Consider the following 13481-nt stretch of genomic DNA (forward strand, 5'->3'; position numbering starts at 1 on the left):
CTCACCGGTGGACGATGTCGTAGACCTCACGTCGGCGTAGCCCGTACTCGACGGCGACCTCGGTCACCGCGTCCCGACGGGAACGGCCGGTCGCTTCCCGGGTCGCGACCGCCGCCCGCAACGTCTCGTCGTCCGGCCGTTGCCGGGCCGGACCCGAGGCCCCCGCCACCACCAGCGTGATCTCGCCACGCGCCGGCTCCTCGGCGGCCCAACTCGCCAATTCACCGAGCGGACGTCGGAGCACCTCTTCGTAGGTCTTGGTCAGCTCCCGGCAGAGCGCCGCCGGCCGGTGCGCGCCGAACGCCGCGGCCAGGTCGGCGAGGGCCACGGCGACCCGGTGCGGCGCCTCGAAGAAGACCAGGGTGCGTTCCTCGGTGGCGAGCGCGGCCAGCCGGGCGCGGCGCGAGCCTGGGCTGCGGGGCAGGAAGCCCTCGAAGCAGAACCGGTCGCTGGCCAGGCCGGAGAGGGTGAGGGCGGTGGTGACCGCGCTGGGGCCGGGGGCGGCGGTGACCGGTATCCCGGCGTCCACCGCCGCCCGGACCAGCCGGTAGCCCGGGTCCGAGACGCTGGGCATGCCGCCGTCGGTGATCAGGGCCACGCTGAGGCCGGTGCGGAGCGCCTCGACAAGTTCCGGCGTACGGCGTTCCTCGTTCCCCTCAAAATATGAGACGATTCGCCCGGAAACGGTCACCTCGAGCTCCCGGGCCAACCGGGCCAGGCGCCGGGTGTCCTCGGCCGCCACCAGGTCAGCGGTCGCGAGCACCTCACGGAGCCGGGCGGAGGCGTCGGCCGGATTTCCGAGCGGCGCGCCGAGCAGGACCAAGCGCCCGACATCGGACTTCGCATCCACGAAAGGACGCTCCTTCATCGACGGTTACAAGTCTGGCTTGGGGCAGTGGGCACGCCGGCCCACCTTCGCAGCCTACGATCACGGGGTGACCCAGGCGTCAACAGCGCACCCCGCCGGCCAGGCCGGGCCGGAACAGCCCGAGCCGACGGGCCGGAACCTGCCCCCCGGCAAGGGCCTTCCCGACCTCGTCCGCCGCCGGCTGGCCACCGTTGACAACCGGCTCGACCGGCGGTCCTGGCTGGCCACCGCGGTGATCGTCACGATCGCGGCGGTCCTGCGCTTCGTCAACCTCGGAAACCCGCCCGGCAAGATCTTCGACGAGGTCTACTACGCCCGCGAGGGCTGGGCTCTGGTCGACCGGGGCGTCGAGTGGAACTACCAGGACGACGGCCCGTCGTACGTGGTCCACCCACCCCTGGGCAAGTGGCTCATCGGGCTCGGCGAGTGGGCCTTCGGTTACAGCGACACCGAACAGGGGGTCGCCGCCGCCGGGCACCTGATCACCACCGCCCCCGAGGTGGGCTGGCGGTTCTCGGCGGCACTGATCGGCACCCTCTCGGTACTGCTGCTGGTCCGCATCGCACGCCGACTGTTCGGCTCCACCGTGCTGGGCTGCGCCGCCGGGCTGCTGCTGGCCCTGGACGGCTTCCACCTGGTGCTGTCCCGCACCGCACTGCTCGACATCTTCCTGCTCTTCTTCGTGCTGGCGTCGTTTGGCGCGCTGATTCTCGACCGGGACGCCCGGCGCCGCCGCTGGGCGGAGACCCTCACCGCCGGACTGAATCCGGGCCACCCGCCAGCCGCCGACCGACCGGCCGGCGGCTGGCGGACGTGGCCGTGGTGGCGGCTGGCCGCCGGGGTGCTGTTCGGCTGTGCCTGCGCGGTGAAATGGAGTGCGCTGTACTTCCTCCCGGTGTTCGCGCTCCTGGTGATCTTCTGGGAGGTCGGCGCCCGCCGCTCCGCCCGGGTACGCCGACCGTGGCGGCGCACCCTGCTCGAAGAGACACCCTGGCTGCTGCTGGCCGGGCTGCTGGTGGTGGTCACCTACCTCGCCACCTGGTCCGGGTGGCTGCTGGGCGACGAGGGGTTCTACCGGGTGCCCGACGCACAGCGATGGCCGCAGGCCGCGCTGAGCGACACCCCCGTCATCGGGCCGCTACAGAACCTGATCGAGTACCACCGGCAGGCGTACGGCTTCCACCGGCAACTCGACAGCGCGCACACATACCAGTCCTGGCCCTGGCAGTGGCTCCTCCTGGCGCGGCCGGTCGCGTTCTACTGGTCGGGCGAGGGACCCTGCGCTGCGGCGAACTGCGCCACTGAGGTGCTGCTGCTGGGCACGCCGCTGCTCTGGTGGTCTTTCCTACCCGCCCTGGCCGCGCTCGCCTGGCTGGGCCTCGCCCGACGGGACTGGCGGGCCGGGGCGATCCTGCTCTGTGTGGCGGCCGGGTTGCTGCCCTGGTTCTGGTACGCGACGGACAGCGGGCGCACCATGTTCTCCTTCTATACCGCCCCGGCGCTCCCGTTCCTGGTGCTCGCCGTGACCTACGTGCTGGGTGTGATCATCGGCCCGCCGGCGGCGACCGCTTCGGAGCGCGCGACGGAGACCCCGGCAGCAGGCAACGGGGGGCAACGACTCGTCGGCGCCGTCGTCGCCGGAGGGTTCGTGCTGCTGGTGGCGCTCAACTTCGCCTACTTCTATCCGATCTTCGTCGGCGAGCCGATTCCATACGACAGCTGGTCTAACCGGATGTGGCTGGACAGCCGATGGATCTGACCGGCTCCGGTTGGATCAGGCCGACTCCGTCTCTGGCACCCGTGACAACGGAAAGGGCCCGCACGCGCGGCGTGCGGGCCCTGCCATGAAAAGCGCGCCCCGATCGCCTGCCACGGGGGAAGCGGGCGATTGGAGCGCGCAGGAAAAGCTTAACCAGCTTACAGCGATGGCACAACTGGCCGGGTTGGGTCAGATATACGACGATCGCCACGCCGATCCGTCGTTGCGGCCGAGGCGAATGAGCCGCTAGCAACCCGCGCCCGAGTCGAGGCGGGGGTTTCGCGTGGGGTTCGAGTCTCCGCGCGGGGGTCGGGCTCCAGCAGCATCACCGCGAATGCGCTACCTTGGGCAGCCATGGCCGTCCCGCAGACGCCGGCTGCGCCGCGCAAACCCTCCGCCGACGAAGCCGCACCGGAGTAGTCGATGCGTGACCTGCTGCCTGCCACCGTCGCCGTCGTGGTCGCGGAGCCGCCCGACTGGGAGGGCGTGCTGTTGCCGGAGGAGCAGGCGGGCCTCGGCGATCGAGTTGTGGCCAGCCGCCGGCGTGAATTCACCGCTGGTCGCGTCTGCGCCCGCCGCGCCATCTCCGTACTCGGCCGGTCGCCGGTCGCCGTCCCCACCGCCGCCAACCGGGCGCCGGTCTGGCCGGCCGGGGTGGTCGGGGCGATCACCCACACCCGCGGCTACTGCGCCGCCGCCGTCGCCCGGGCCGACGAGATCCGCTCGGTCGGCCTCGACGCCGAGCAGCACCGGCCGCTGAGCCCGGGGGTGGTATCGGCGATCTGCCTGCCGGAGGAGGAAGCGCTGTTTCCGCGGTTGCCCAGCGGCGTCTCCTGGCCGACCGTGGTGTTCAGCGCGAAGGAGACGGTCTACAAGGTCTGGCACCCGGTCGTCGGCACCTGGTTGGACTTCCAGGACGCGACCGTGACGCTGGATCCAGAGGCGGGTCGATTCACCGCCCGGATCGCCCCCGCGCGAGTTGCCGCCGCCCCCGTGCCCGCTCCACCAGCCACAGTGTCCGGACGATTCACCGTCGTTGACGGTCTGGTCCGCACCGCGGCGGTGCTGCTTCCGGCGTAGCACCCGGACCACCGGCGCCGGTCGGGGGCGGCACCACCCTGCCATCAGAGGGCCCGCCCGAGCCACAGAGCCAGCACCAGAACCACCCTGAGCCGTCCCAAGCCAGCCATACCCAGACATATCGAAATACATTACCATTTACTTACGTAAATGACATGAACGCTGACCATTCAGGATTCGTCCGCTTCTCTGGAAAGCGGCGACCCGCGCTGTCGCCATCGGTCTGGAACCCACGCCAGGAAGTAGGACCCCATGCAGCGCAGCTCGACTGCCCCAACCGGAGAGACAACCGCTTCGACCCGAACGACCAGCCACCCGAACGTGCCCACCCCGCCCCGCCAACTTCTGGAACCACTGGCCACACTGCCGCCCCACGACCGCGAGCTATTCATACGCTTCGGTTACGGTCCCACCGAACCCGTCGCGCACTCCCACATCCACCACGCCTTCGAGTACTGGGCCACCGTGACTCCGGACGCCGTCGCCGTCGAACACGGCGACGAGACCATCACCTATCGCGAGTTGGACCGGCGAGCAGACCAGTTGGCGGCCCGGCTCGCCGCCGCCGGTGTCCGTCCCGGCGACCGGGTCGCGCTCTTCGTCCGGCGGTCGATCCCCATGGTCGTCGGCCTGATCGCGGCCTTGAAGTCCGGCGCGGCCTACGTACCGCAACACGTCGACTCCGTGCCCACGGCGCAGTTGCAGCATGTCATCCAGGCCGCCGGGACCCGGGTGATCCTGACGCTCACCGCCACCGCCGACCGCATTCCGACTCCCCACGGCCACGTCGTGATCACCCTGGACAGTCCGGCTGCGGAGCCCGGCGACCGCCCGGTCCGTCGCTTCACCCCGACCAGGCCGCTTCAGCCCGACGACCCCTGCTATGTGCTGTTCACCTCTGGTAGCACCGGCCGACCCAACGGGGTGGTCGTGACCCACCGCAACCTCTGCAACATCCTGCTGACCTCCCCCGGCGACCTCGGTATCCAGCCGGGATGGCGGGTCGGCCAGATCCTCAACATCGCCTTCGACATGGCCGCCTGGGAGATCCTGGGGGCGCTCAGCCACGGTGCAACGCTCGTCGTTCGTGGCCGGGACATCGCCGAGACGATGTCCCGCGTCGACGTCATTGTGGCGACCCCGACGGTGCTCAGCCGGATCGACCCACACCGGTGCCACCGGGTCAAGGTCGTGGCGGTCGCCGGTGAGCCCTGCCCCCGCTCACTCGCGGACACCTGGTCCGCGGTCTGTTCCTTCTACAACTCCTGCGGCCCCACCGAAACCACAATCGTCAACACGATGAGTCGACACCACCCGACCACCGAACGACTCACCATCGGCCGGCCAACCCCCAACAACACCGTGTACGTGCTCGACGCCGACCTCCGACCCTGCCCGATCGGCACGGTCGGTGAGATGTGGGCCGGTGGTGCCGGTGTCTCGGCGGGATACCTCGGAAACCCCCAGCTCACCGCCGAACGGTACGCCCACGACCCGTTCCTCGGCGGTGGGCGCCGAATGTTCCGTACCCGGGATCTGGGGCGCTGGACCCCCGACGGGGAGTTGGAACACTTCGGACGGACTGACGACCAGGTGAAGGTCCGCGGCTTTCGGGTGGAGTTGGACTCGGTGTCGGCGATCCTGGAGGCGGTACCGGGATGCACCCGAGCGGCGACCATCAAACTGGACGACCGCACTCTCATCTCATTCGTGGCACCCACCCAGGTGGATCCCGGGCTCGCCCGGATGGCCGTCTCCGAGGCGCTGCCGTACTACTGCGTGCCCGAGACCGTGCACACCCTGCCGGAACTCCCGATGACCAGCCGAGGAAAAATCGACAAGACCGCCCTCCGCCAGCTCGTAACCGACCACGAGCGAGAGGCGACGCGATGACCACCACCCCGCTGGCCGAAACGCCGCCCGCCCCATCGACCAGCGCAGCCCTGGACTCGGAGCGCTCCGCCCGCGGCGGCACGCTACCGCCACGGCTTCCGCTACCGCGGCGAATCTTCACGCACCCGGCCCTGATGCACCATCACCGGCTGGCCGCGGTGGTGCTGGTCGTGAACCTCGGCCTGGCCGGGTATGGGCTCGGCCCCGGCGGATGGTCCACCGCCGAGCTACCGACCTCCCCACTCGCCGACCTGACCTTGGCGAACTTCACCCTCGCCGTCATCGTCCGACAGCAGTACGTCATCAACCTCTTCTTCTGGCTGGCCACCCGGGCCCGACCGAGTTGGCCCCTGCGCATCCGCCGGACCCTCGGCAAGGTCTACCACTTCGGTGGGCTACATGTCGGCGGTGCGCTCGCCGGGACCCTGTGGTTCCTCGCCCTCACCGCGACAGCCACCGTCGAGGCCCGCCGAGCCGGCTCGGGCCTGCCCGCGAACCTGGTCGTGACCTACCTGTTGGCCGCGCTGCTCCTCACCGTCTGCGGCACCGCCCTGCCACCGGTACGCGCCCGGCGCCACGACCTGTTCGAGCGGGTCCACCGCTTCGGCGGGTGGCTGGCGCTGACGCTGTTCTGGGCGCTGACGGTACTGATGATCGCCGCAGAATCCGGTTCCCGACCGCTCGCCACCGCGCTGCTGACCGCGCCGAGCAGTTGGGCGCTCGCCCTGATGACGTTCAGCGTCGCCCTGCCGTGGCTCCGCCTGCGCAGGGTGCCCGTGGCCGTCGAACGACCATCCACCCACGTCGCGCTGGTCCAGCTTAAGCGACGCCGGGTTCCCTTCCCCGGCTCCTCCACCGCGGTCAGCCGTAGCCCGCTGCTGGAGTGGCACTCGTTCGCCAACGTGCCCGCACCAGGACAACGACACTTCCGCATCACCATCTCCCGCGCGGGCGACTGGACCGGTGCCCTCGTTGACGACCCCCCGTCCCACCTGTGGGTCAAGGGCATCACCACCGCCGGGGTGGCCAACATCGAGACGCTCTTCACCAAGGTCGTCTACGTCGCCACCGGCAGCGGGATCGGGCCGGTGCTGCCCCACCTGCTGGCAGATGCGGTCCCCTCGCACCTGGTCTGGGCGGTCCGTAGCCCCCGGACCACCTACGGAGACGCGTTGATCGACGAGATTCGCACCGCCCGGCCCGACGCCCTGATCTGGGACACCGCCACCGACGGTAAGCCCGACATGGTGGCCCTGGCCTACCGCGCCTACCGCGAACACGGCGCCGAAGCCGTCATCTGCATCTCCAACAAGAAGCTGACCTGGCAGGTCGTCCACGGGCTGGAGCAACGGGGCATCCCCGCCTACGGCGCCATCTGGGACTCCTGAGCGACAAGGAGAGAAGACTGTGAATCTCATCGTGGAGCGGACCGACCGAGTCGTCACCGTACGGCTGAACCGGCCCGCCGCCCGCAACGCGCTCAACACCGCACTGCTGACCGAACTACTGGCAACGCTGCAGCCGCTGGATGCTGACCCGGGCGTCGGATGCTTCGTCCTCACCGGCACCGACCAGTTTTTCGCGGCGGGTGCGGACATCCGGGAGATGGCGGCGAAGTCGGCCGCGGAGATGGTGGTCGAGGACTTCTTCGCCGGCTGGGAGGCGTTCGCCGCGCTTCGTACGCCCACCGTGGCGGCGGTCGCCGGCTACGCCCTCGGCGGCGGCTGTGAGCTGGCCATGATGTGCGACATCATCGTCGCCGCCGACACGGCTCGCTTCGGGCAGCCGGAGATCAAACTCGGCGTGATCCCCGGCATCGGTGGCACCCAGCGGCTGACCCGGCTGGTGGGCAAGGCCAAAGCCATGGACCTGATTCTGACCGGCCGGCTCATGACTGCCGAGGAGGCCGAGCGCGGCGGCCTGGTCTCCCGGGTCGTTCCGGCCGACCAGTTGCTGGCGGAGGCGGAGGCGGTGGCCCGGACAGTGGCCGGATACGGCAAGGTGGCCACCACGGCCGCCTGCGAGGCGGTCGACCGCGCGCTGGAGACCGGCCTGCGGGAGGGGGTCCGCTTTGAGCGACGCAGCTTCCATTCCCTGTTCGGCACCGCCGACCAGCGGGAGGGGATGCAGGCCTTCCTCGACAAGCGGGCGCCACGGTTCACCGGTCGGTAGGCGCCCGGTGAACGCCTCGGTTTGCGCCGAACCCGTCGGTAGGTGCCCGGTGAATTCTGCCGCTGACCTCGTGCTCCGGCTCGCTATCCGCCGGCGGCCCGCCACACCAGGCCGGCGGCGATCCCGACGGCGAGGCTGAGCACGGCCGCCACGACGGCCACCGTCGTACTCCATCGCCCTGGGCGGTCGGGCGGGGCGACCGCCCAGGGCTGATAGAGCGGAATCAGCCACCGCAGGTAGTAGAAGAGGCTGAGCGCGGAGTTGATGAAGACGACGACCGCCAGCCACGCGTACCCGCCGTCCCAGGCGGCGCTCGCGGCGGTCAGTTTCCCGACGAAGACCGCTGTCGGCGGCGTGCCGACCAAACCGAGCAGCGCCACCACCAGGGCGGCGGCCAGCCACGGCGCGGCCGCCGCCACCCCGCGCCAGGACGTACGGCCGCGGTGCCGTGGTAGCGCGGCGGTGACCGCGAAGGCGGCGACGTTGGTGACGGTGTAGCCGGCGAGATAGACCAACAACGATGGCTGGGCGAGGTCGCTGCGTCCGGTGGCGACCACCGGCACCAGCAGGTAGCCGACCTGGCTCACCGTTGACCAGCCGAGTAGCCGCCGCACGTCGGTCTGCCAGTACGCGGCGAGGTTACCCAACAGCATGGACGCCACGGCCAGCGTGGCCACCACCGTCGGCCAGTTCGAGGAGCCGGGGAGGACCTCGGCGAGCCGGTGGACCGCGAGCAACGCACCGATCTTGGGCACGGTGGTGAGGAACGTCGCCGCCGTGGCCGTACCGCCCTGGGCCGCGTCGGGAACCCAGAAGTGCGCGGGGAATCCACCGGCTTTGAACATCAACCCGCCGATCACCGCGACGACGGCGGCGGTCACCACCGACCGCGGCGCGTCCGGCAGCCGAGCGGCGAGGTCGGCGTAGGCCGTGGTGCCGGTGGTCCCGGCGAGCAGCGTGACACCGAGCAGCAGCAGGATGCCGAAGAGGGCGCCGAGAAGGTAGGTCTTGAGCACCGCTTCGGCGCCGGCGCCGGCGCCGGCCAGACCGATCAGCGCGTACAGCGGGATGCTGGCCAGCAGAAAGCCCACTACCAGGGCGAGCAGGTCGGTGGCGCCGGCGAGCAGCACCGCCCCGGCGGTGGCGAAGAGCAGCAGCGCGTAGGCCTCGCTCTCCCGGGCGGATCCGGCGAGTTCGTCCCCGGCGAGGGCGAGGACGAGGAGGCAGCCGGTGGCGGCGAGGATCCGGGCGACGCCGGTGCCGGTGTCGACCGCGTAGGTGCCGTCGAAGGCGGTGTTGGCCGGAGCGGAGAGCGCGACCGCCGCGGTGATGATCACTGTGCCGCAGACAGCGGCGGCGACCCCTCGCAGGATCCACTGCCGGTGGCGGGGCGTGAACGAGCCGCCGAGCAGGACCACGAGGGCACCGCCGGCGAGGAGCATCTCCGGCAACAGCAGCTCGGCGCGCATCATCTCCGACGCCACCCGGTCACCGGCCAAGCAGGTCAACGACGGTACGGGCAGCGGGCTCGACGAGATCGAGCAGCGGGCGCGGCAGCACCCCAATGAGCAGGGACAGTGCCAGAAGTGGCCCCACCGACCACAGCTCGGTAGCGCGCAGGTCACCGAAGCCCTTCGCACAGCCGGCGGTGGGGCCGGTCAGCAACGTCTGCCCGGCGCGGAGGAACAACGCGGCCGTGACGAGGATGCCGAGCAGCGCCACCGCCGTCACGGGGGCGGTGGCGATGCTGCCGGCGAAGACCTGGAACTCAGCGATGAAGCCGGAGAAGGCCGGCAGGCCGAGGGAGGCGAAGGCGCCGACGGCGAAGAACGCGGCGAACGCCGGCGCCGGGGCGGCGAGACCGCCGTACGCGTGCAGGTCATAACTGCCGGCCCGCTCGTACAGGACGCCGGCGAGCAGGAACAGGGCAGCGGTGATCAGACCGTGGCTGACCATCTGGGTGACCGCACCGGTCACCGCCACCACCCGCGGTTCGACGGTGTCCACGCTGACCAGACCGGCGACGCCAACGGCGAGCACGACGTAACCCATGTGATTGATCGAGGTGTAGGCGATCATCCGCTTGAGGTTGGTCTGGGCCAGGGCGACCAGCGCGCCGTAGAGGACCGACACCACCCCGACGGCGACGATCACCCACGCCCAGCCCCGCCACGCCTGGGGCAGCATCGGCGCGGCGATCCGCACGAAGCCGTAGGTACCCAGCTTCAACAGCACCCCGGCCAGAACAGCGGAGCCGACCGCGGGAGCGTCGGTGTGCGCCGGCGGCAACCAGGTGTGAAACGGCACGGTGGGGGTCTTCACCGCCAGGCCGATCAGGATCGCGGCGAGCACCACGCCGCCGGCCAGGGGGCGCCCCGCGAGCGGGTTCTCCGCGGTGAGGGTCGGCATGTCGAAGGTGTGCGGGTCGGCGGCCGCGTACAGGCCGATGAACCCGGTGAGCAGTGCCAGCGAGCCGAGGAACGTGTAGAGGAAGAACTTCAGCGCCGACCGGGCCCGGTCGCCGTGCCCCCAGCCGGCGATCACCACGTACATCCCGACGATGGACAGGTCGAAGAAGACGAAGAAGAGGATCAGGTCGGCCGCGGCGAAGACCCCGAGGCACACGCTCTGTAAGAACAGGAAGAGCGACGCCTGTACGCGGGGGCGGTGCCGCTCCCGCAGCGCGTACACCGCGCAGGCGAGGAAGACCACCGCGGTCATCGCCATCAGGGGCAGGGAGAGCCCGTCCACGCCGAGGTGGTAGCTACTGCCCACCCCCGGGATCCAGGCCGCCCGTTCGGCGAAGGCCAACTCTCCCGGCGGCGGCGTCTCGTACCCCGCCCAGACGACACCGACCAGCGCCAGCTCGATCGTCGCCGCACCCACCCAGACCCAGCGTGCGGTGGCGTCGCCACACCGGGGGACGGCGGCCAGCAGCACCGCGACGAGCAGGGGCAGGAAGACGATCGCGGTCAGCATCCGGCTACCCCAGCACCACGAGAACGACGGCACCGACGACGAGCACCACCACAGCCTGGAGGTAGTACTGGTGCAGTTGCCCGGTCTGCGGCCGGCGCGCGAGGTGCCCCAGCCGCCGCAGCCCGGCCGCGACAACCTCCACCGTCCGGTCGACTCGGCGCTCGTCGACCCGAGCGGCCCGCCGGGCGAGGACGACCGTGGCCCGCGCCGCCTGCGCGACGCCCCGGTCCAGCACCCGGTCGTCGAACCGAGCCGCCGCCGCACCGAGCGCCAGGGTCGGACGCGTCACCAGCACCGAAGCCACCTGTCGGAGGCCCAGCCACCGCCGCGCCCAGCGTGGTGCCGGCGCCCGCCACCGCGCCACGACGACGAGGGCCGCCAGGGCGATCAACGCCGACGCGGCCAGTTCCGGTACCGGAACCGGGTGGTAGCCGCCGGGTTGACCGACGGCGTGCGCGACCACGGCACCGGTCGGGGGCAGCGCCAGCAGCCCGGCGCCCGCGGCGGCGACCGCCAGCACCAGCAGCGGCAACCACCCGGCCCGGGGAATCCGCCCGGTGCCGGTCCCCTCCTGGTTCCGGTACGCGTCCACCGCGCCCTGCTGCTCGGCGGGGACCCGCCGCCAGAGCACGACGAGAACCTTCCCCGCGTAGGCGGCGGAGAGCGCTGCGGCCGCGAGGCCCACCGCGTACAGCGCCGGTGACTCCGCGCGGACGGCAACGAGGATGGCGTCCTTGGTCGCCCAGAGCGACAGCGGCGGGATCCCGGCCAACGCCAACAGCGCGACCGTGGCCGACCAACCGACCAGCGACCACCGCCGGGCTACCCCGGCCAGACCGGCGAGCTGTTTGGTGCCCAGCGCGGCAAGCCACGCCCCGGCGGCGAGGAACAACAGCGCCTTGACCGCGGCGTGCGCCACCAGATGCGCGGTCCCACCCGCTACCGCGCCGGCCCCGGCGGCCAACACCACGAAACCGAGTTGAGCACAGGTGGAAGCGGCGAGGAGTTGCTTGAGGTCGGGCTGGGTGAGCGCGACCGCGCCGAGCAGCAGCGCGGTCCCCGCACCCACCCACATGGCCACCCACGGGGCCCAGCCGGTGGCGGCCAGCAGCGGCTGCGTCCGCAGGAGCAGGTAGCCGCCCAACGCCACCATCGCCGCGGAGTGCAGCAGCGCGCTGACCGGGCTCGGCCCGGCCATCGCCCGGGACAGCCAGAAGGAGAACGGTAGCTGCGCGGCCTTGCCGAGCGCCGCGACCAGGACACCCGCCGCCAACACGTGCCGCCACCCCGGGCTGCTGGCGGCGAGGTCGGCCAGGGCCAGGCCCGCACCACCGGCCAGCGCCGCCCCGGCCGCCAGGTAGAGGCCAAGATCCGCAGTACGGGTGGTGACGAATGCTGTGCGGCCGGCGGCGACTCGGGCCTCGTCCCACCACCAGAACCCGATCAAGGCGTACGATGCGGCGCCCATCAGCTCCCAGGCGAAGAGCAACGTCGGCAGGGTGCCCGCCGTGACGGTGAGCACGGCAGCGGCAGCGAACAACAGCATCAGGCCGTGGAACCGCGCCGCCGGGGTGAGCGCCTCGCCGGCGGCGGCCACCAGCACCAGCAGCGTCACCGCCAGCACCGTCGGCAGGACCAGCGCGGCCAGCCCATCCACCGTCAGGACGAGATCCGCGCCGGCCAGGAACGGCACCGCCACCGTCGGCCGGGCGACGGCGACCAGTGCTGACAGCAGCACGGCCGTGGCAGCGACCGCCAACGCGACCCGCACCGCGACCCGATCCCTGGGCCGGGCGACGACCAGCACGGCACCGGCGGTGGCGGGCAGGCCGACCACCGCCCACAACGCTGCCATCCCGAGCGCGGTCATCCGGACAGGTCCGCGGCCGTGTCGGTCAGGTCCGACCGCCGGATCCGGTGCAGTGACGTGGCGACGGCGAAGCCCATCGCCATCTCCACCGTCATCGCCGCGAGGATGACCAGAAGCAGCACCTGCCCGGACGGGTCGGGGGCGCAGAACCACCACAGCCCGGCCACGGCCAGGATCAGGCCGTTGAGCATCAACTCCAGGCCCATCATCACCATCACCACGACCTGTTGGGACAGGGCGCCGTACAAACCGACGGAGATCAGGGCCGCGGCCACCAGCAGCACAGTCCGTACTGTCACCGGCTGACTCCCCCCGGCTGCGGATCGGCCGCCCGAGGCCGACGAAGGTCGTCCCCGAGCCGGTCGTAGCGGGTGCGGTGCGCGGCCAGAACGACCCCACTGACGATGGTGGCCGCCATGACCACGCCCACCGTCGCCATGGTCAACATCTTCGGACCCATCAGCTCCGTGCCGAGGGCGGCGGTGACATCCGCCGGTGGGCTGCCGCGACGGCTCGGCCACGGCGCGAACAGCGCCCCGGCGGCCAGGAGCAGAAACACCCCGACCGACACCGGCAGGGCATGACGAGCACCGTGGACCATGTTCATCGACATCATCGCCGGATTCATTCCCATGAACATGTTCATGTAGACGGCCATGATCGCCATCTCCATCACCATCATCAGAATGACCAACACGCCGACGTAGAGCTGCTGCAGCAGGAGCACCTGAAGACCGACCGCGATGAAGGACAGCGCCAGGGAGTAGCTGGCCCGGGCCATCGAGTTGACGACGAAGACGGCGACCCCGGCGAGCACCGCGACGACCGCGAGGCCCCAGAAGACGAGGTGGGCGAGCATG

Annotated in this window: 11 protein-coding genes; 5 read left to right on the forward strand and 6 right to left on the reverse strand. The window is 71.2% G+C overall.

The annotated features are described in order from the left end of the window. Position 1 precedes the first annotated feature (1 nt). A complete protein-coding gene (rsmI, locus tag B118_RS0109040; protein ID WP_018221225.1) occupies positions 2–850 on the reverse strand; it encodes a 16S rRNA (cytidine(1402)-2'-O)-methyltransferase in 849 nt (282 codons plus the stop codon). An 85-nt stretch (positions 851–935) separates the two neighbouring features. On the opposite strand from rsmI, the gene B118_RS0109045 reads away from it, so the two are divergent. The 5 genes from B118_RS0109045 (at position 936) to B118_RS0109065 (ending at position 7772) form a co-directional block, all read left to right on the forward strand. Next, complete coding sequence (locus B118_RS0109045; RefSeq protein ID WP_027645635.1) at positions 936–2627, forward strand: dolichyl-phosphate-mannose--protein mannosyltransferase; 1692 nt, start codon at positions 936–938, stop codon at positions 2625–2627. Positions 2628–3050: 423 nt separating this feature from the next. Next, complete coding sequence (locus B118_RS0109050) at positions 3051–3707, forward strand: 4'-phosphopantetheinyl transferase family protein (RefSeq protein ID WP_027645634.1); 657 nt, start codon at positions 3051–3053, stop codon at positions 3705–3707. A gap of 252 nt (positions 3708–3959) precedes the next feature. Then, a complete protein-coding gene (locus B118_RS0109055) occupies positions 3960–5600 on the forward strand; it encodes an amino acid adenylation domain-containing protein (RefSeq protein WP_028192663.1) in 1641 nt (546 codons plus the stop codon). Further along, the gene (locus tag B118_RS0109060; protein WP_028192664.1) at positions 5597–6988 is read left to right on the forward strand and encodes a ferredoxin reductase domain-containing protein; all 1392 of its coding nucleotides are present in this window, start codon (positions 5597–5599) and stop codon (positions 6986–6988) included. The genes B118_RS0109055 and B118_RS0109060 overlap by 4 nt, the downstream gene beginning before the upstream one ends. Before the next feature lie 19 nt (positions 6989–7007). Next, the gene (locus tag B118_RS0109065; protein ID WP_018221230.1) at positions 7008–7772 is read left to right on the forward strand and encodes an enoyl-CoA hydratase-related protein; all 765 of its coding nucleotides are present in this window, start codon (positions 7008–7010) and stop codon (positions 7770–7772) included. 83 nt (positions 7773–7855) lie between these two features. Here the strand turns inward: B118_RS0109065 and B118_RS0109070 are convergent, their stop codons facing one another. Genes B118_RS0109070 through B118_RS0109090 form a run of 5 tightly spaced genes read right to left on the reverse strand, consistent with a single transcriptional unit; the run spans position 7856 to position 13480 of the window. Next, positions 7856–9256, reverse strand: a complete 1401-nt coding sequence (locus B118_RS0109070; RefSeq protein ID WP_028192665.1) for an NADH-quinone oxidoreductase subunit N — start codon at positions 9254–9256, stop codon at positions 7856–7858. 4 nt (positions 9257–9260) lie between these two features. Beyond that, the gene (locus B118_RS0109075; protein WP_028192666.1) at positions 9261–10751 is read right to left on the reverse strand and encodes a complex I subunit 4 family protein; all 1491 of its coding nucleotides are present in this window, start codon (positions 10749–10751) and stop codon (positions 9261–9263) included. A gap of 4 nt (positions 10752–10755) precedes the next feature. Then, entirely contained in the window at positions 10756–12621 is a 1866-nt protein-coding gene (locus B118_RS0109080; RefSeq protein WP_028192667.1) for a proton-conducting transporter transmembrane domain-containing protein, read from the reverse strand. Further along, positions 12618–12920 (reverse strand): NADH-quinone oxidoreductase subunit NuoK, encoded by a 303-nt coding sequence (locus B118_RS0109085; RefSeq protein ID WP_018818170.1) that lies wholly within the window; start codon positions 12918–12920, stop codon positions 12618–12620. Before B118_RS0109085 ends, B118_RS0109080 begins: the two co-directional genes overlap by 4 nt. Beyond that, positions 12917–13480 (reverse strand): hypothetical protein, encoded by a 564-nt coding sequence (locus B118_RS0109090; protein WP_018221235.1) that lies wholly within the window; start codon positions 13478–13480, stop codon positions 12917–12919. The genes B118_RS0109085 and B118_RS0109090 overlap by 4 nt, the downstream gene beginning before the upstream one ends. Position 13481 lies beyond the last annotated feature (1 nt).

It is taken from the genome of Salinispora pacifica CNR114, assembly GCF_000514775.1.
In the GTDB taxonomy this organism is placed as follows: domain Bacteria; phylum Actinomycetota; class Actinomycetes; order Mycobacteriales; family Micromonosporaceae; genus Micromonospora; species Micromonospora pacifica.

Bases quoted from the DNA above. Each gene is read 5' to 3' on its own strand.
- B118_RS0109050 (WP_027645634.1), top strand. From the start codon at position 3,051: ATGCGTGACCTGCTGCCTGCCACCGTCGCCGTCGTGGTCGCGGAGCCG.
- B118_RS0109055 (WP_028192663.1), top strand. From the start codon at position 3,960: ATGCAGCGCAGCTCGACTGCCCCAACCGGAGAGACAACCGCTTCGACC.
- B118_RS0109060 (WP_028192664.1), top strand. From the start codon at position 5,597: ATGACCACCACCCCGCTGGCCGAAACGCCGCCCGCCCCATCGACCAGC.
- B118_RS0109075 (WP_028192666.1), bottom strand. From the start codon at position 10,751: ATGCTGACCGCGATCGTCTTCCTGCCCCTGCTCGTCGCGGTGCTGCTG.
- B118_RS0109080 (WP_028192667.1), bottom strand. From the start codon at position 12,621: ATGACCGCGCTCGGGATGGCAGCGTTGTGGGCGGTGGTCGGCCTGCCC.
- B118_RS0109090 (WP_018221235.1), bottom strand. From the start codon at position 13,480: ATGCTCGCCCACCTCGTCTTCTGGGGCCTCGCGGTCGTCGCGGTGCTC.